The organism is Mesorhizobium sp. WSM3879, assembly GCF_002294915.1.
Classification (GTDB): Bacteria; Pseudomonadota; Alphaproteobacteria; order Rhizobiales; family Rhizobiaceae; genus Mesorhizobium.
Genome location: NZ_NSFZ01000015.1, coordinates 12,657 through 29,180, shown reverse-complemented (window position 1 = coordinate 29,180; position 16,524 = coordinate 12,657). Strand labels below are relative to the sequence as shown.

Genomic DNA, 16,524 nt, shown 5'->3' with positions numbered 1-16,524 from the left:
ATACGTGAGCATCGAGCAGGAAGCCGCCAGGCCGGCCACACCTGGCACCGACGTGCGCTAGGCGGCGGCAATTGCCAGCGCATGCCCGCGCGCGTTCTCGCGCAGCGCGTCGAGATGGATCGACTTCACCAGTCCGGCGAGATCGCCCTCGGCCGATTGCCCGCCGAGTTCCTTCAGCATCAGCCAGCTCACCTCCTGCACGCCGGCGACACGCTTGCCGTTGGCGACCTCGCGCCAGATCTTCAGCGCGCGAAGGATGATGCCGTGCGTGGCGGCGGCGAGGCCTGCGCTGCGGAACAGCGCCTGCAACGCAACGTCGTGCCCGCCGGCCAGCAACGCCCTCACCCGCTGCTCGGATTGCTGGGCAAGCGCCACCAGCGCCGAGCCGAAGAAGTCGACCTTGCCATGCGCGACGGTGCGGATGATGAAGCTCGCGGTGAGATCGCCGCGCAGTCTGAGATGCTCGATCAGCGCCGCGTGCTCCTCGGCGCGCGTGCCCTCGATCAGGGTCACCGAGGCCTTCACGCAGGCGTCGCGCATCACGCGGTCCGCTCGTGCCGCCCCCATCAGCGCCAGCACCAGCGGCGATCCCTTCAGCGTCTCGCCGAGCTTGACCAGAAGCATGTGCCGGCAGTCGGCGGGAAGCCGCGCGTCGGCGATCAGCGCCTCACGGACCAGCGGCAGGTGGCCGTGCCGTTCGGCCATGCGGCGGAAGCTCAGCGATGCAATATCGGCGCCGCTGTTGGCGATCAGCGTGGCGCAGGCTTCCGGCTCGCCGATCTCGGCGATGGCTGCCGCCAGCGACATCGAGACGACGGGACGGTTGGCTATCAGCTTTTGGGTGGCCTTCTGGCCGCAGGCGACGCGGTCGATGAGATCGGCATCGGTAAGCAAAGGCGAACGCGCCAGCACCAGCGCCGCCACTTCCGGCTGGTCGGAAGCGAGTGCTGCGATCACCTGCGGCGGGGCGTGATGGCTCATCGACAGCGCTTCGGCGAGCGCCTGCCGGACCTTGGCGGAAACGTCGTCGAGCAGCAGCGTGAGCGCCGCCTCGGCGGCGCAGCGATCCTCGAACGGCAGGTCGGAATTGATGTAGGCGCGGGCCAGCGCGCTCGCGGCGGCGGCGCGCTCGGAAACCCTTGCCTTATCGATCCACTTTAGAAAATGCGAAACAACCATGCCGATCAGCTACGCCCTTGCCGAAACGTTTCGGCCCCGTTGGGAACGGTAAGCTGGAAATGGTTTACGAACGGTTCACCATGTTTCTTAACCGGCTTGATGGCTTTGCAACCAACGCCTATCAAACAGGAATAGCGGAGGAGATCGACCATGGCCGGGCTTTATCTGGAGGAGTTCGTCGTCGGCCGCGTCTTCCGGCACACGCTGCGCAAGACCGTCACCGAAAGCGACAACATGCTGTTCTCGGTGATGACGCTGAACCCGCAGCCGCTCCACATCGACTTCGACTTCGCCGCGAAGAGCGAATGGGGCAAGCCCTTGGTCAATTCGCTGTTCACGCTCGGCCTGATGATCGGCATCTCGGTGAACGATATCACCGTCGGCACCACTGTCGCCAATCTCGGCATGAAGGAGACCGTCTTCCCGCACCCGGTTTTCCACGGCGACACCATTCGCGTCGAGACGACGGTCGTTTCGGTGCGCGAGTCCAGGTCGAAGCCCGATCGCGGCATCGTCGAATTCGAGCACCGCGCCTATAATCAGAACGATGTTCTTGTCGCCAAATGCACGAGGCAGGCGATGATGATGAAGAAGGCGTCCTGATGCGCTCGCTGCTCTTCGTGCCGGGCGATTCCGAGCGCAAGCTGGAAAAGGGCTTTGGCGCCGGCGCCGACGTGGTCATCGTCGACCTTGAGGATTCGGTCGCCGCCGGCAACAAGGCGGCCGCCCGCAAAGTCGCGGCGAACTTCGTCGCCGGCCACCGACAGCAGACCAACTCCGCCATCTACGTGCGCGTCAACGATCTGTCGACCGGTCTGACCGACGATGATCTTGCGGCGCTCGTCCCGGTGAAACCCGACGGCATCATGCTGCCGAAGTCGAACAGCGGACAGGATGTCCAGCAGCTCGCGGCCAAGCTTCGGGTGCACGAGGCCGAAAGCGGCTTGCCGGATGGCGGCATAAAGATCCTGCCGATCATCACCGAAACCGCATCCGGCCTGCTGGCTGCCGCGAGCTACGCCGGAGCAAGCAGCCGGCTTGCCGGACTTACCTGGGGCGCGGAAGATCTGTCGGCCGCAATCGGCGCGCGTTCGGCGCGCGACGAGAACGGCCGCTATACCGACGTCTTCCGCCTGGCGCGCGCGACGACCATCCTGGCGGCCGGAGCGGCGGAAATCGCCGCGATCGATACCGTCTTTCCGGATTTCCGCGATATGGCCGGTTTCGAAGCCGAATGCAGAGAGGCCGAGCGCGACGGCTTTACCGGCAAGATGGCGATCCATCCAGCGCAGGTGCCGGTCATCAACACCGCCTTCACGCCATCGCCGGAAGCGGTCGAACGATCGCGGGCGATCGTCGACGCCTTCGCGGCGGCGGGAAATCCGGGCGTCGTCGGCATCGACGGCAAGATGTATGACCGGCCGCACCTGCGGCTTGCGGAGCGGCTGCTGGCACGCGCGAGAGCGGCGGGACTTTCAGCCTGAACCGCCAATCACCAGACCATGGGGATCAGTTTGTAGCGGACGTGAGCGTGTACCCCTCCCGGTTAATCCTTGCTCCAGCGCGGCCGCCGCATCGAGAAAATCTCGTTGACGCTGGCATAGTCCATATAGCCAAGCCGGGCGACATTGCCGGCTCTGACGATGTCGAACAGGCCGTCCCTGAGATAAGCATCGTCGATGTGGACCCCGACGACCTCGCCGGCGACGACGATGGCGCTGGTCTCGGCGCCGTCCAGTCCCCGCGGCCGAAATATCTCGGTCACCTTGCATTCGAGGGCGGCGGGCGCTTCCGCCACGCGCGGCGGCGCGACGAGGCGCGACGGCGCCATGGCGAGATCGGCATAGGCGAACTCGCTGACGCCGCGCGGCGCATCGACGGCCGTGCGGTTCATTTTCTCGGCAAGCTCGCGGCTGACGAGATTGGCGACGAATTCGCCGGTTTCATCAGCGAAGGTGGCGCTGTCCTTCGCGCCTTCGGATGAGAACCAGACGATGAAGGGACGAGTCGAAAAGGCGTTGAAGAAGGAATAGGGCGCCAGGTTGATCTCACCGGCCTTGTTCAATGTCGAGATCCATCCGATCGGGCGGGGTGCAACGATCGCCTTCGACGGATCGTGCGGCAGGCCGTGCCCCTTGGATGGCTCGTAGAACATGTCAGCCGGCCCACGGCCCGGCGTAATCGGCATAGAGCTTAGCCGGATCGGGCCGCGGCCGCTCCGGCGCCGGTCCCTGGTACGAGCCGATATGGACGAAGCCGATGACGCGCTCCTGCGGCGACAGCCCGAGGATCGCCCTGCCCTCCGCAACGTCGGAATACCAGTTGCTGATCATGTTGGTGCCATAGCCCAGCGCGTTGGCCGCGACCATCAGATTCATAGCCGCCATTCCGCCCGACAGGAACATCTCCCATTGCGGGATCTTTGGGTTCTCCCGCGGCACGGAGACGACGCCGATCACCAGCGGGGCGCGCGAGAAGCGCGCCAGTTCCTGGTTGCGGCGCCCCTCCGGCAACGGTCCTTCGCGCTGCTCGGCAAGCGCCGCGAGCTTCTTGCCAATCTCGACCCGCGCCTCGCCGCGGTAGACGATAAACCGCCACGGCTCGAGGCGGCCATGGTCTGGCACCCGCGACGCCGCGGCGATCATCGTGGCGATTTCCGCATCGCTCGGCGCCGGCTCCTTGAGGTCGGGAATCGGCGCTGAATTGCGGGTCAGCAGGAAGTCGATGATCGGCGACGCCATGGGCGCAAGTCTCCTAGCATTTCAATTTTGAGCTGAAGCGCGCCATCGGGAGGTCGGGCGGCTCGGGCAATGGCGCAATTATACGCCGGATAAAGAGCCCTGGCGGAGGGCGGCAGGCTCTTGAGCCTTGAAATTGCCACCGCCTTGGGCTTCAACGCAAGGCATGTTTGAGGGGACTCTGCGCCTTTTCGTGATCGGGCTCGTCGCCGCGTTGTTTGCGGTGCCGGTTTCGTTCGCGCTGGCCCAGAACGCCAACGATGTCGGCAATATCAAGTTGCCGGGCATTTCGAGCTATGCGACGCCGAAGAGCGAGCGGTCGCTGGCGCTTGGCAGCGGCGGAGCGATCACCCTTTCTGCGCAACTGACCGACAAGGGCGCCGACATCACCCGCGGCATCGTCTGGCGCGTCTTCAAGCCGGAACCGGCCAGCGACGGCAAGCTGCCGATGGTGGCGTCCGCGCATGGCGGCACGGCGGTGTTCCAGCTCGACCCCGGCAGCTACCTGGTCCACGCCTCTTACGGACGGGCCGGCGCCACCAAGCGCATCACCGTCGGCAAGGACGCAAAGCGCGAGAGCCTCGTTCTCGATGCCGGCGGCTTGAAACTCGACGCGGTGACGTCCGGCGGCGCGCACATCGCGCCAAAGAAGCTCCGCTTCGCGATCTATGAGGGCCAGGCCGAGGCCAATGGCGACCGCGCGCTGATCGCCCCCGATGTCGAGCCGAACACGGTGGTGCGGCTGAATGCAGGCACCTACCATGTCGTCTCCACCTATGGCGCAGTCAACGCCGTGATCCGCTCCGATATCCGCGTCGAGGCCGGCAAGCTGACCGAGGCCACCGTCGAGCACCGCGCGGCTGAGATGACGATGAAGCTGGTGCGCGAGCCCGGCGGCGAAGCCATTGCCGACACCTCCTGGTCGCTGCTCAATGAATCCGGCGATCCGATCAAGGAAGCCGTCGGCGCCTTCGCCTCGATGGTGCTGGCCGAAGGACAATACACCATCATCGCCAAGAACCGCGACCGCATCTACCAGAAGGATTTCACCGTCGTGGCCGGCCAGAACCAGGAAATCGAGGTCGTGGCCAACGAATCGTCCGCCATCGATCCCGAGGAGGGCGCGGACTAGCTGCTCAGGCGGCTTTGCGCATCCGCTTGGTTAGAAACGGCGTGCGTCCGCGCCGCGCAGCCGCCGGAGCGAGATTGAAAACCGCTTGGTAGAGCCGGTCGAGCAGCGCCTTGCGGTCGCGCAACGGTTCGAGCTCGCTCCACTTCAGCACATCGCCGATGCGCACCTCGATCGCCTTGCCCGACAGCCGGGCGAATTCGCGGATTAATAGGGAGGTACGCAGCGTCAGCGACGCCTTGCCGACGAATTTCGCCACGCGGTTGTCGCGCTCGGCCATGTTCATCGGCCCACTGACGAGGTGGAACAGACGGCCGTTCTGGCCGGAGAAATGCAAAGGAATGACCGAGGCCTTGGCCTCCTGGATGAGCTTGGCCGGAAACATCTTCCACGGCAGGTCGATCGCCCGGCCGAACCCCTTCGGCGCCGTGGCGACGCCGCCGGCCGGAAAAACGACGATGGTGACGCCTGCCTTCAACAGCCGCACCGCCTCGTGGCGCACGGCCATGTTGTTCTTCAGCGCTTCCTTGGTCTCGGAAAAATCGATCGGCAGCGAATAGGCTTCCATCTCGCGGATCCTGAGCAGGTCCTTGTGGATCATGACCCGGAACGGACGGCCGAGCTGCTCGGCGAGCGACAGCACTGCAATGCCGTCGCCGATGCCGAAGGGATGGTTGGCGACGATCACCAGCGGACTATCCGGCACATTTGCCGGCGGCCAACGGCCGGCGTGGTGCACCCTGACGTCGATCAAGTCCAGCATGCGGCTGAACACACGGTCGCCCGTTGGAGCGACCTGGCGCCGCCACAAGTCGTAGAGCACGGCAAAGCGGTCGCGGCCCGACAGGCCTTCGACGGAATGGATGAACCACCGCGTCAGCGCCGGCTGATGCCGGTTGGCGTAGGAGAGCTCGGGAAACGGCCTTTCCCGCGGTTTCAGCTTGAGCATGGCGGCTCGGTTACAAGGTTGGCGTGACAGGCGTGTGAAGATGGCGGTGGACTATGTGCCACCGCCATTCGAGAAGCGATTGGAGATTAACGATTTTAGGCCGCGCGGCGCTTGCGGTCCGGAGAGACGGCCTCGTCTGCCAGCAATTTCACGGCGTCGCCGAGCTTCAGCGATTCCTGGTCGCGGGAGCCGAGACGGCGGACATTGACGGTTTCCTCTTCCGCCTCCCGCTTGCCGCAAACGAGAATGACCGGAACCTTGGCCAGGCTGTGCTCGCGCACCTTGTAGTTGATCTTCTCGTTGCGCAGATCGGTTTCGGCGAGCAGCCCCGCAGCCTTCAGCCGCTCGACCACCTTCATTGCATACTCATCCGCGTCTGAGGTGATCGTCGCCACCACCACCTGCAGCGGCGCGAACCACAGCGGGAAATGGCCGGAATAGTTCTCGATCAGGATGCCCAGGAAGCGTTCCATCGAGCCGCACACCGCGCGATGCACCATCACCGGCTGCTTCTTCTCCGAATCCGAGCCGATATAGAAGGCGCCGAAGCGTTCCGGCAGGTTGAAGTCGACCTGCGTGGTGCCGCACTGCCATTCGCGACCGATGGCGTCCTTCAGCACATATTCGAACTTCGGCCCGTAGAAGGCGCCCTCGCCCGGATTGACCGAGGTCTTGATGCGATTGCCGGAGCGCGTGCGGATCGTCTCCAGCACATTGCTCATGATCGCCTCGGCATGGTCCCAGGCCTCGTCTGTGCCGACCCGCTTGTCGGGCCGCGTCGACAGCTTCACCGCGACCTCCTCGAAGCCGAAATCGGCATAGGTCGACAAGATCAGATCGTTGATGCGCAGGCATTCCGCGGCGAGCTGCTCCTCGGTGCAGAAGATATGCGCATCGTCCTGGGTGAAGCCGCGCACACGCATCAGCCCATGCAGCGCGCCCGACGGTTCGTAGCGGTGCACATTGCCGAACTCCGCAAGCTTTACGGGCAGTTCACGGTAAGACTTCAACCCATGCTTGAAGATCTGCACATGGCCGGGGCAGTTCATCGGCTTCAGCGCGAAGACGCGGTCGTCGTCGGTGTCGTCACCGGCAACCGTCACCTTGAACATCGCGTCGCGATACCAGCCCCAGTGCCCCGAGGTCTCCCACAGGCTCTTGTCCAGCACCTGCGGCGCGTTGACTTCCTGGTAGCCGTGCTCGTCGAGGCGGCGGCGCATGTAGTTGACCAGGTTCTGGAACATCTTCCAGCCCTTGGCGTGCCAGAAGACGACGCCCGGTCCCTCCTCCTGAAAATGGAACAAATCCATCTCGCGGCCGAGCTTGCGATGATCGCGCTTCTCGGCTTCCTCCAGCAGCATCTGGTATGCCTCGAGCTGCGCCTGGTCGGCAAAGGCGGTGCCGTAGATGCGCGTCAACATCGGGTTGTTGGAATCGCCGCGCCAATAGGCGCCCGCCACCTTCATCAGCTTGAAGGCGTTGCCGATCTGCCCGGTCGAAGCCATGTGCGGACCGCGGCAGAGGTCGAACCAGTCGCCCTGCGCGTAGATCTTGATATCCTGATCCTCGGGGATAGCGTCGATCAGCTCGACCTTGTAGCGCTCGCCCTTCTCGGCAAACACCTTCTTCGCCTTCTCGCGCGACCACACTTCCTTGGTGAAGGGCCTGTTGCGGGCGATGATCTCGCGCATCTTCTTCTCGATCACCGGGAAATCGTCCGGCGTGAACGGCTCGTTGCGCGCGAAGTCGTAATAAAACCCGTTCTCGATCACCGGCCCGATCGTCACCTGCGTTCCCGGCCAAAGTTCCTGCACGGCCTCGGCCAGCACGTGCGCCGCGTCGTGGCGGATGAGTTCCAGCGCGCGCGGATCCTCGCGGGTGACGATCTCGACCTTGCCGGACCCGCCTAGCGGATCGGAAAGATCGCGGACAGTGCCGTCGAGGCTGTAGGCAACAGCCTTTTTCGCCAGCGATTTGGAGATCGATTCGGCAAGGGCGGCGCCGGTCATCGCGGCGTCGTACTCGCGGACGGAACCATCGGGAAATGTCAGGAAGACGGAATTCAGCATCAGAGTTGTCCTATCCAGTCCCGCAAACGAGCGCGGGTGGTGAATGCATGTCGCAGGAATGTGCTGGAGCATGCAGGGTTGGCCGGAGGCGCCAATCACTTGGACGCTGGCGAGCGGCAGTCTTTTATGAGGAGTTTCCGCCGCCGTAAAGCCGCAAGCCGTTCTATTTGATGAGCCCCGGAAGATCCTTCAGGAAAGCCGCCCGCGTCAGCCCCTTCGGCAAGATCGAAGCCGGGCTCGCGCGCTGGTCGCAGACGCCCTCCTGGCAAAGCGTCACGCCGCTCGCCGAATCCTCGACCAAAATGCAGTGGATGTCCTTGAGCGGCGCCGACTGCGCCCGCATCGGCAGGCCGAGCATCCAGGCCAGCAGGAACAGAATAATGGCAATGAAGAACGGATAGCGGTCCATATGGCGCATCGAAGCTCACTCCGGGAAAGGGATTACGCGGAGCGGCTTAGCGAGGCGTCTTGTCTCGATTTTGTCTCAAATTGGCAGTGTTTGTGCAGGCTGACGTTAACCCTACCGGATCGTAAACACGGGCTGCGAAACGCTGCCGCAGTCAGCCATCTGCGTCATCGCGCTTCCTGCCGATTTGCCAATAGCGCCACGGCATGAACCAGACATAGCGCGGCGCAAGCGTCTCCGGCACGCGGTCGATGCCATGCGTCCCGAACGGCCCGCAACGCGAGACCCGGAACAGCGCCAGCCAGCCCCCGGTCCACAATCCATGGCGGGCGATTGCCTCATGCGCGTATTCGGAACAGGTCGGCAGATGCCGGCAGCTATTGCCGACGAAGCCGGAAAGCGTCAACTGGTAGAGGCGCACGAGCGACGTGCCGAGGACGCGGCCCGGCGTCTTGCGCCAGGGTCCCTGCCAGTTTCGCCCATGCCGGACCGGCCGGACACCATGGATATGTCCTGAATGGTCTCCCATCCGCACTTCTCCGCAGCCAGCTTCCTTGTGCGTTAGATGTGGGCTTCGAGCCGGGAACGCAACGACCTTTTATCGGTCATCGCCGGGAAGGCCGGACGGGACGCCGGTCGGTCCACTCGACATGGCGCCGGGATACCAAGCGAGTTCGCCATAACAGGCAAGCAGCCCAGGAGATCGCCCTCAAGCAGCCTGGCCGGCGCGCTTCTTCTCGATCTGGCCGATCGCGTCGACCACCGCGTCGAAGGTCAGCATGGTCGAGGCGTGACGTGCCTTGTAGTCGCGCACCGGCTCCAGATATTTCAGATCGGCGAACCGGCCCTCCGGCGGCGCGCCGTTTTCCTTGAGCATCTTCAGCATGGTCTCGCGCACCGCGCGCAGCTCACCGGCGTTCGCGCCGATGACATGCCGGGCCATGATCGAGGAGGATGCCTGACCAAGCGCGCAGGCCTTCACGTCATGAGCGAAATCGGTCACCACGTCGCCATCCATTTTGAGGTCGACGGTGACGGTCGAGCCGCACAGTTTGGAGTGCGCTCTGGCGGTCGCATCGGGGTGGTCGAGCCGGCCGATCTTGGCGATGTTTCCGGCGAAGCTCAGGATTTTCGCATTGTAGATGTCGTCGATCATTTTTTTCCAATCCGTCGCCGCCAAGCGAACAGGCTTTGCCGCTGTTGCGTCTTCCTTTCGCTGTGCACGACCATATATAATGATGGCAGCCGGGCATCGACAAGGCAAACTCAAACCATTGTCATTGCTCATCTGTTCACGCCGCTTACGGGCTGGAAACCGGGCGAGTTTCACCCGAAAGGTCGTGGTCCGTTCAACTCGTCCCACCTCTGAGTGGGACTACGGGAGACGCCTTTATGGATGCCGTCATCAAGAAACTCATGCCCCCTTCCTCCTATATGGAGAAGCCTGTCACCGATCGCCCAAGCGAGGCCGAGGTCCAGGCCGCCGTGCGCACGCTTTTGCGCTGGACCGGCGACAACCCTGATCGCGAGGGCCTTGTCGACACGCCGAAGCGCGTCACCAAGGCTTTTCGCGAGATGTTCAACGGCTATGACATGTGCCCGGCCGAGGAGCTTGGCCGCACTTTCGAGGAAGTGGCCGGCTATGACGATCTCGTCATCGTCAGGGACATCAAGTTCCACTCCCATTGCGAGCACCACATGGTGCCGATCATCGGCAAGGCGCATGTCGGCTACCTGCCGGACGGCAAGGTCGTGGGTCTGTCCAAGATCGCGCGCGTCGTCGACATCTTCGCCCATCGCCTGCAGACGCAGGAAGCGATGACGGCGCAGATCGCAGGCGTGATCCAGGACGTGCTCAACCCGCGCGGCGTCGCCGTCATGATCGAGGCCGAGCATATGTGCATGGCCATGCGCGGCATCCGCAAGCAGGACTCGACCACGCTCACCTCTACCTTCACCGGCGTCTTCAAGGACACGCCCGAGGAACAGGTGCGCTTCGTCACCATGGTGCGTGCCTGATCGCCGGCTGCTGCCGGCCTTCAGACCATGGTCCCGAAAAGCGGGACCCGGTTTTCAGATAAGATCATGGTCCAACAAAAAGACGAACCGGCAATGTCGGCACTGCAATTTCCCAAAGCCCCGGCAGACAAGAAGGCGCTGGAGGAAGGCACCGTCCTTTCTCCGCGCTTCGATGCTGCCGGCCTCGTGACCGTCGTCGTCACCGACGCCGGCGACGGCATGCTTTTGATGGTCGCGCATATGAATGCCGAGGCGCTGGCGCTGACGCTCGAAACCGGCATCGCCCACTATTGGTCGCGTTCCCGCAACGCGCTGTGGAAAAAGGGCGAGACCTCGGGCAACGTCCAGCGCGTCCTCGAGATGCGCACGGATTGTGACCAGGACGCGATTTGGTTGAGCGTCAAAGTATTGGGCCAGGACGCAACTTGTCACACCGGTAGGCGTTCCTGCTTTTATCGGACGGTGGGGCTCAGCGACGGCAAGGCGGTGCTTGCCGACGATGGCAGCAAGCCGCTGTTCGATGCGCAAGAAACGTATCGGAAGCCGGCGTGAACCATTCGATATTCACAAACCACTCATATTCACTATTCTCAAACATCCTTGTGATAGAAGGGACACGGGACAAGGGAGATCATGATGCTCGAATGGGCGTCATTGCGCAGCAGACCTGACGTTCAGGAGGCCAACGGCCTTGCATCGTCCGGCGGCGTGCTCGATCCGAAATCGGCGAAGAAGATGGGCATCTCGCTAGCGCTCGGCGGCGGCTGTGCTCGTGGCTGGGCCCATATCGGCGTGCTGCGCGCGCTGGACGAAGCCGGCATCGAAGTTTCGATGATAGCGGGCACCTCGATCGGCGCGCTGGTCGGCGGCTGCTATCTCGCCGGCAAATTGGACGAACTGGAAGAGTTCGCCAGAAGCCTGACCAAGCGGCGCCTCTTCGGACTGCTCGATCTCAATCTGCGCGGCAGCGGCCTGTTCGGCGGCATGAAGCTCGATGCGCGGCTGCGCGAACATGTCGACGGTATCCGTTTTGAGGAACTGTCGAAGCCCTTCGTCGCCGTCGCTTCCGAAATCCGCACCGGCCACGAAATCTGGCTGTCGAAAGGTTCGCTCATCACCGCCATGCGCGCGTCCTACGCGCTGCCCGGCGTCTTCGAGCCCGTGAACTGCAACGGGCGCGTGCTGGTCGACGGCGCGCTGGTCAATCCGGTGCCGGTCTCGGTCTGTCGCGCCTACGAGCAGCCGCTGGTCGTGGCCGTCAACCTCCACTACGATCTGTTCGGGCGTGCCGCGGTGATCAAGCACAGCGCGGGTGAACTCGTCATCGAGAACGACGCGCCGCGTCCCGGTCAGGTCAATCCCCAGCACCCGCCGCACCAGACCCGCCTCGGCATCACCGGCGTCATGGTCGAGGCCTTCAACATCATCCAGGACCGGATCTCGCGCGCCAGGCTCGCCGGCGATCCGCCCGACATGTCGCTGCAGCCGAAGCTCAGCCATATCGGACTGACCGAGTTCCACCGCGCAGACGAGGCGATCCGCATCGGCTATCAGGCGACCATGTCCCAGATCAGCGAATTGCGGCGGCTGCAGACGGTGCTCGCCTGATCCGAAGCGTCAGTCAAGCAATCGCGGCATCTGTGATGCGGAATTGCACTGAGCGGTTGCCGTTCCAGTAATTGCCCGACAGCGAACCGGCTATATGCACGGTCTTGCCCCTGTTCTTGAACAGGAATTCGCCGAGCGCGGTGTCGACGGCGCGGAACGCGATCGCCTGGAGGTTGCCGCCGCTTTGCGACTGCAGGTCGGCGCGGATGTGGTTGGTGCCGATCGGCCGCGCATCGATGAGTCTGTGGCGCGGCAGCACAAACACCGGCGCGATGTGTCCGGCGCCGAACGGGCCGGCTTTCTCCAGCGCATCGAGCAGCGCCAGCGTCGCGCCCTCCGCGGCTAAGGCGCCGTCGATCGCCAGGCTTTCCTCGCTCTGCAGCCGGAACACATCCGCCGCCGCGCGCTCCTCGAAGAAAGCCCGAAGCGCGCCGAGCTTGGCACGTTCGACGGTGATGCCTGCCGCCATGCCGTGGCCGCCGCCCTTGGCGATCAGGCCGGCCTGCGCCGCCTCGCGCACCAGCCGGCCGAGATCGAAACCGGAGACCGAGCGCCCCGAGCCGGTGCCGATCCCATTGGCATTGAAGGCGATGGCGAAAGCGGGACGGCGCGCATGGTCCTTGAGCCGCGAGGCCAGCAGCCCGACGATGCCGGGGTGCCAGCTGTTGCTTGCGGTCACGACGATGCCAGGGCCGGTGCCGCCGGCAAGCTCCGCATCGGCCTCGGCGCGCGCCTGCGCCAGCATCTCCAGTTCCATCTGCTGCCGTTCCTGGTTCAGCCGATCGAGCGTCTCGGCAATGCTTGCGGCTTCAACGGGATCCTCGGTGGCAAGCAGCCTGCTGCCGAGCGCGGCATCGCCGATGCGCCCGCCGGCATTGATGCGCGGCCCGATCAGATAGGCAAGATGGAAGGTGTTGATCGGCTCGCCGATGCGCGAGACCCGCGCAAGAGCCGCCAGCCCCTCATTCTTCTGCTGGCGCGCCACCTGCAGCCCCTTGACTACGAAAGCGCGGTTGACGCCGGTGAGCGGCACCACGTCGCAAACGGTCGCCAGCGCGGCGAGGTCGAGCAGCGAAAGCAGATCGACCGGCGCGACGTTTGGCAAGCGTTCGCGAAGCACCTTCGCCGTCTGCACCAGGCACAGGAAGACCACACCGGCGGCGCAGAGATGCCCCTGCCCCGAAAGGTCGTCCTCCCGGTTCGGATTGACCACCGCATCCGCCGCCGGCAGCGGTCCGCCGACTTGGTGATGGTCGAGCACCACGACATCGGCGCCGGCATCTTTCGCCGCCTCGATCGACACGGCGCTGTTGGTGCCGCAGTCGACGGTGACGATCAGCTTCGCGCCGCGCGAGATCAGCTCGCGCATAGCTTCCGGATTCGGGCCGTAGCCTTCGAAGATGCGGTCGGGGATATAGATCTCGGACGGCACCGAAAAATGCGCCAGAAAGCGCTTCAGCAGCGCCGACGACGCAGCGCCGTCGACATCGTAGTCGCCGAAGATCGCCACCTTCTCGCCGGCCACGACCGCATCCGCGATGCGCGCCGCCGCCCTCTCCATATCGGTCAGCGAGGCCGGGTTCGGCAAAAGCTCGCGAATGGTCGGATCGAGGAAGCGCTCGGTCTGCTCGACCGTCACGCCGCGGCCAGCCAGCACCCTTGCGACGATGTCCGGCACGCCATGACCCTGCGCGATGGCCAAAGCGGCCATGTCCTGCCGCTCGGTCAGCCGGTGCTCCCAGGAAACACCGGTCGCCGACTGCCTGACATCGAGGAAGAAGCGTCTCTCGCCCATCATGAGACGCGCCGTCTGCACACCATCCTTCGGCAGATATCAAGATGCGACAGCCCTAGCAATTCCGGGAAAGCGAACCACCCCGGAAAACTGTGGAAGGGCGCTCCGACCGTAATTGCGCGAAAGTGTCTACAAGGACGAAATCAGAACTTTTCCAGATCCTGGTGGCGCGCCTTGATCTCGCGCACTGTGCGCGAGGACGAGCGCAGCACGATGGTGTGAGTGGTGATGAAGGTGCGCCCGAACTTCACTCCGCCGAGCAGATTGCCGTCGGTGACGCCGGTCGCCGCGAACAGCACGTCGCCGCGCGCCATGTCCTGCGCGCGATAGACCCGCTTCGGATCCGAAATGCCCATCTTTTCGGCCCGTGCAATCTTCTCCGGCGTGTCGAGGATCAGCCGGCCCTGCATCTGTCCGCCCGTGCAGCGAAGCGCCGCCGCGGCCAGCACCCCTTCCGGCGCGCCGCCGGTGCCGAGATAGATGTCGATGCCGGTCTCTTCCGGATCGGTGGTGTGGATGACGCCGGCGACGTCGCCGTCGCCGATCAGCCGGATGGCGGCGCCCGTGGCCCGCACCGCGTCGATCAGCTTGGCATGGCGCGGCCGGTCGAGGATGCAGGCGGTGATGTCGGGCACCGCCACGCCCTTGGCCTTGGCGAGATTGGCGATGTTCTCGGCCGGCGGCGCGTCGATGTCGATCAGGCTGTCCGGGTATCCCGGCCCGATGGCGATCTTGTCCATGTAGACGTCGGGCGCGAACAGCAGGCTGCCCTTTTCCGCGATGGCGATGACGGCAAGCGCGTTGGGAAGGTTCTTGGCGCAGATCGTCGTGCCTTCGAGCGGATCGAGCGCGATGTCGACGGCCGGGCCTTTGCCGGTGCCGACCTCTTCGCCGATATAGAGCATCGGCGCCTCGTCGCGCTCGCCCTCGCCGATGACCACGGTACCCTTGATGGCCAACCGGTTGAGTTCCTGGCGCATCGCATCGACCGCGACCTGGTCGGCCGCCTTCTCATCGCCGCGACCGCGCAGCCTGGCAGCGGCGACCGCGGCCCTTTCGGTCACACGCACCACTTCCATGGTGAGGATACGATCGAGGCCGGCTACGATGTTTTGGGCCATGTTCATGGATGGGCATTCCTCGTTGAAACTGCGCTTTGCCTCCCGCCAGAAGCGCGCTTCTTCTGGCAAAGCTCCATGACAACGGCAAGACTTGCCATGTCAATTTTTGAAATGGCAGCAATATCAATCGATTAAAGGTGAAATATGACTCGAACTATTCCGCCCGCTCGATACGGATCACCTGCGGCTTGTCGGTAAGATGGCCGTCCTTGGTGACGCCTTCGACCGCCTTGCGCACCGCCGCTTCCGTTGTCTCGTGGGTGACGAGGATGACGGTCTTCTGCGCTTCGGTAGCCGGCCCGGCGGCCTGCTGGACGATCGATTCCAGTGAAATATCGTTGTCGGCCATGCGCTTGGCGATCGCCGCGAAGACGCCGATGCGGTCGTGCACGGTCAGCCGGATGAAATAGCCGCCGGCATGGCTGCGCATCTGCGCTTTCCTGTAGGGCTTCAATTCCTTCGCCGGCCAGCCGAAGACCGGCCCGTGCTGGAAGCCCGGCCGGCTCTTGGCGATATCGGCAATGTCGCCGACCACCGCCGAGGCGGTGGCATTGCCGCCGGCGCCGGGGCCGGAGAGCAAAAGCTCGCCCAGGATGTCGGTCTCGATCGCCACGGCATTGGTGACGCCATGCACCTGCGCGATGACCGAGGCCGTCGGCACCATGGTCGGATGCACGCGCTGCTCGATGCCGCTGTCGGTGCGCTGCGCGACGCCGAGCAGCTTGATGCGGTAGCCGAGCTCGGCTGCGGCGCGAATGTCGGCCTGGGTGATGTTGGAGATGCCCTCCATGTAAATGTCGTTGGCGGCGATCTTCGTGCCGAACGCAAGGCTGGTCAGGATCGACAGCTTGTGCGCCGTGTCATGGCCTTCGATGTCGAAGGTCGGGTCCGCTTCGGCATAGCCGAGGCGCTGCGCGTCCTTGAGGCAGGCATCGAAAGAGATGCCTTCGGCCTCCATGCGGGTCAGAATGTAGTTGCAGGTGCCGTTGAGGATACCGAAGACGCGGGTGACCTGGTTGCCGGCCATCGCCTCGCGCATCGTCTTGATGACCGGGATGCCGCCGGCCACCGCAGCCTCGTAGTTGAGCAGCACGCCCTTCTTCTCGGCGACCTCGGCGAGTTGCACGCCGTGCTTGGCCAACAGCGCCTTGTTGGCCGTCACGACATGGCGGCCGGCCTCGAGCGCCGCCTTGACCGATGCACGCGCTGGCCCTTCGTCGCCGCCGATCAGCTCGACGAAGACATCAATGTCGGCCTTCTCGGCCATCTTCGCGGCATCGTCGAACCATTTGGTGCCGCCCAGATCGACACCGCGGTCCCGCTTCGGATCGCGCGCCGAAACCGCTGCGACGACAATGTCGCGACCGCATTGGCGGGTGAGCTCGGCGGCCTTGTCGTTGAGCACGCGCGCCACCGAGGCGCCCACCGTGCCAAGGCCGGCAATTCCAACACGCAACGCTTCAGCCATGTCCGGCGACGCCCCTCAAAGATTGGTCGGTGTGATGTGCGGT

16 protein-coding genes and 1 pseudogene are annotated in these 16,524 nt (G+C 64.3%); 6 read left to right on the top strand and 11 right to left on the bottom strand.

All coding sequences use genetic code 11. The annotated features are described in order from the left end of the window. Positions 1 to 57: 57 nt before the first annotated feature. A complete protein-coding gene (locus CK218_RS25790; RefSeq protein WP_067328054.1) occupies positions 58 to 1,179 on the bottom strand; it encodes a DUF2336 domain-containing protein in 1,122 nt (373 codons plus the stop codon). Between the two features lie 150 nt (positions 1,180 to 1,329). Between CK218_RS25790 and CK218_RS25785 the strand changes: the two genes are divergently transcribed. Together CK218_RS25785 and CK218_RS25780 are read left to right on the top strand one after the other, a co-directional pair. Next, positions 1,330 to 1,782: a MaoC family dehydratase gene (locus tag CK218_RS25785; protein ID WP_067000165.1), complete on the top strand. Its 453-nt coding sequence runs from the start codon at positions 1,330 to 1,332 to the stop codon at positions 1,780 to 1,782. Next, positions 1,782 to 2,663 carry a CoA ester lyase gene (locus tag CK218_RS25780; protein ID WP_095829332.1) on the top strand — a complete coding sequence of 294 codons (882 nt, stop codon included), beginning with the start codon at positions 1,782 to 1,784 and terminating at the stop codon, positions 2,661 to 2,663. Before CK218_RS25785 ends, CK218_RS25780 begins: the two co-directional genes overlap by 1 nt. Before the next feature lie 62 nt (positions 2,664 to 2,725). Here CK218_RS25780 and CK218_RS25775 read toward each other — a convergent pair whose 3' ends face one another. Together CK218_RS25775 and CK218_RS25770 are read right to left on the bottom strand one after the other, a co-directional pair. Next, on the bottom strand, positions 2,726 to 3,334 hold the full coding sequence (locus CK218_RS25775) for a flavin reductase family protein (protein WP_095829331.1): 609 nt from the start codon (positions 3,332 to 3,334) through the stop codon (positions 2,726 to 2,728). Position 3,335: 1 nt separating this feature from the next. After that, positions 3,336 to 3,920 (bottom strand): nitroreductase, encoded by a 585-nt coding sequence (locus CK218_RS25770; protein ID WP_095829330.1) that lies wholly within the window; start codon positions 3,918 to 3,920, stop codon positions 3,336 to 3,338. Positions 3,921 to 4,083: 163 nt separating this feature from the next. Between CK218_RS25770 and CK218_RS25765 the strand changes: the two genes are divergently transcribed. Continuing rightward, positions 4,084 to 5,049: a hypothetical protein gene (locus tag CK218_RS25765; protein ID WP_095829329.1), complete on the top strand. Its 966-nt coding sequence runs from the start codon at positions 4,084 to 4,086 to the stop codon at positions 5,047 to 5,049. A 4-nt stretch (positions 5,050 to 5,053) separates the two neighbouring features. On the opposite strand, the gene CK218_RS25760 is transcribed toward CK218_RS25765, so the two are convergent. The 5 genes and pseudogenes from CK218_RS25760 to CK218_RS25740 all read right to left on the bottom strand — a co-directional run bounded on the left by CK218_RS25760 (position 5,054) and on the right by CK218_RS25740 (position 9,626). Then, positions 5,054 to 5,995, bottom strand: coding sequence for a lysophospholipid acyltransferase family protein (locus CK218_RS25760; RefSeq protein ID WP_095829328.1), 942 nt, complete (start codon positions 5,993 to 5,995; stop codon positions 5,054 to 5,056). 95 nt (positions 5,996 to 6,090) lie between these two features. Then, positions 6,091 to 8,064 carry a threonine--tRNA ligase gene (gene thrS, locus CK218_RS25755; protein ID WP_095829327.1) on the bottom strand — a complete coding sequence of 658 codons (1,974 nt, stop codon included), beginning with the start codon at positions 8,062 to 8,064 and terminating at the stop codon, positions 6,091 to 6,093. Positions 8,065 to 8,290: 226 nt separating this feature from the next. Next, positions 8,291 to 8,482 (bottom strand): annotated as a pseudogene (locus CK218_RS25750) (class D beta-lactamase); the annotation flags it as partial. Between the two features lie 142 nt (positions 8,483 to 8,624). Next, a complete protein-coding gene (yidD, locus tag CK218_RS25745; protein WP_095780707.1) occupies positions 8,625 to 8,999 on the bottom strand; it encodes a membrane protein insertion efficiency factor YidD in 375 nt (124 codons plus the stop codon). A gap of 180 nt (positions 9,000 to 9,179) precedes the next feature. Beyond that, the gene (locus CK218_RS25740) at positions 9,180 to 9,626 is read right to left on the bottom strand and encodes an iron-sulfur cluster assembly scaffold protein (protein ID WP_095780708.1); all 447 of its coding nucleotides are present in this window, start codon (positions 9,624 to 9,626) and stop codon (positions 9,180 to 9,182) included. A 236-nt stretch (positions 9,627 to 9,862) separates the two neighbouring features. On the opposite strand from CK218_RS25740, the gene folE reads away from it, so the two are divergent. From folE to CK218_RS25725, 3 genes are all read left to right on the top strand, one after another. Next, entirely contained in the window at positions 9,863 to 10,489 is a 627-nt protein-coding gene (gene folE / locus CK218_RS25735; protein WP_067000141.1) for a GTP cyclohydrolase I FolE, read from the top strand. 93 nt (positions 10,490 to 10,582) lie between these two features. Further along, the gene (gene hisI, locus CK218_RS25730) at positions 10,583 to 11,041 is read left to right on the top strand and encodes a phosphoribosyl-AMP cyclohydrolase (RefSeq protein WP_067000908.1); all 459 of its coding nucleotides are present in this window, start codon (positions 10,583 to 10,585) and stop codon (positions 11,039 to 11,041) included. Between the two features lie 84 nt (positions 11,042 to 11,125). Next, complete coding sequence (locus CK218_RS25725; protein WP_067000906.1) at positions 11,126 to 12,097, top strand: patatin family protein; 972 nt, start codon at positions 11,126 to 11,128, stop codon at positions 12,095 to 12,097. A gap of 13 nt (positions 12,098 to 12,110) precedes the next feature. Here CK218_RS25725 and recJ read toward each other — a convergent pair whose 3' ends face one another. From recJ to CK218_RS25710, 3 genes are all read right to left on the bottom strand, one after another. Next, the gene (recJ, locus tag CK218_RS25720) at positions 12,111 to 13,895 is read right to left on the bottom strand and encodes a single-stranded-DNA-specific exonuclease RecJ (protein WP_095829325.1); all 1,785 of its coding nucleotides are present in this window, start codon (positions 13,893 to 13,895) and stop codon (positions 12,111 to 12,113) included. 140 nt (positions 13,896 to 14,035) lie between these two features. Next, positions 14,036 to 15,019 carry a class II fructose-bisphosphatase gene (gene glpX, locus CK218_RS25715; protein WP_082980638.1) on the bottom strand — a complete coding sequence of 328 codons (984 nt, stop codon included), beginning with the start codon at positions 15,017 to 15,019 and terminating at the stop codon, positions 14,036 to 14,038. A 148-nt stretch (positions 15,020 to 15,167) separates the two neighbouring features. Then, a complete protein-coding gene (locus CK218_RS25710; protein WP_095779222.1) occupies positions 15,168 to 16,481 on the bottom strand; it encodes a homoserine dehydrogenase in 1,314 nt (437 codons plus the stop codon). Positions 16,482 to 16,524 lie beyond the last annotated feature (43 nt).

What these genes read in the sequence shown, in the direction of transcription:
- folE (WP_067000141.1), top strand. Translation starts at nt 9,863, where the DNA reads ATGGATGCCGTCATCAAGAAACTCATGCCCCCTTCCTCCTATATGGAG.
- CK218_RS25780 (WP_095829332.1), top strand. Translation starts at nt 1,782, where the DNA reads ATGCGCTCGCTGCTCTTCGTGCCGGGCGATTCCGAGCGCAAGCTGGAA.
- thrS (WP_095829327.1), bottom strand. Translation starts at nt 8,064, where the DNA reads ATGCTGAATTCCGTCTTCCTGACATTTCCCGATGGTTCCGTCCGCGAG.
- hisI (WP_067000908.1), top strand. Translation starts at nt 10,583, where the DNA reads ATGTCGGCACTGCAATTTCCCAAAGCCCCGGCAGACAAGAAGGCGCTG.
- CK218_RS25710 (WP_095779222.1), bottom strand. Translation starts at nt 16,481, where the DNA reads ATGGCTGAAGCGTTGCGTGTTGGAATTGCCGGCCTTGGCACGGTGGGC.
- CK218_RS25770 (WP_095829330.1), bottom strand. Translation starts at nt 3,920, where the DNA reads ATGGCGTCGCCGATCATCGACTTCCTGCTGACCCGCAATTCAGCGCCG.
- recJ (WP_095829325.1), bottom strand. Translation starts at nt 13,895, where the DNA reads ATGATGGGCGAGAGACGCTTCTTCCTCGATGTCAGGCAGTCGGCGACC.
- CK218_RS25765 (WP_095829329.1), top strand. Translation starts at nt 4,084, where the DNA reads ATGTTTGAGGGGACTCTGCGCCTTTTCGTGATCGGGCTCGTCGCCGCG.
- yidD (WP_095780707.1), bottom strand. Translation starts at nt 8,999, where the DNA reads ATGGGAGACCATTCAGGACATATCCATGGTGTCCGGCCGGTCCGGCAT.
- glpX (WP_082980638.1), bottom strand. Translation starts at nt 15,019, where the DNA reads ATGAACATGGCCCAAAACATCGTAGCCGGCCTCGATCGTATCCTCACC.
- CK218_RS25775 (WP_095829331.1), bottom strand. Translation starts at nt 3,334, where the DNA reads ATGTTCTACGAGCCATCCAAGGGGCACGGCCTGCCGCACGATCCGTCG.
- CK218_RS25790 (WP_067328054.1), bottom strand. Translation starts at nt 1,179, where the DNA reads ATGGTTGTTTCGCATTTTCTAAAGTGGATCGATAAGGCAAGGGTTTCC.
- CK218_RS25740 (WP_095780708.1), bottom strand. Translation starts at nt 9,626, where the DNA reads ATGATCGACGACATCTACAATGCGAAAATCCTGAGCTTCGCCGGAAAC.
- CK218_RS25785 (WP_067000165.1), top strand. Translation starts at nt 1,330, where the DNA reads ATGGCCGGGCTTTATCTGGAGGAGTTCGTCGTCGGCCGCGTCTTCCGG.
- CK218_RS25760 (WP_095829328.1), bottom strand. Translation starts at nt 5,995, where the DNA reads ATGCTCAAGCTGAAACCGCGGGAAAGGCCGTTTCCCGAGCTCTCCTAC.
- CK218_RS25725 (WP_067000906.1), top strand. Translation starts at nt 11,126, where the DNA reads ATGCTCGAATGGGCGTCATTGCGCAGCAGACCTGACGTTCAGGAGGCC.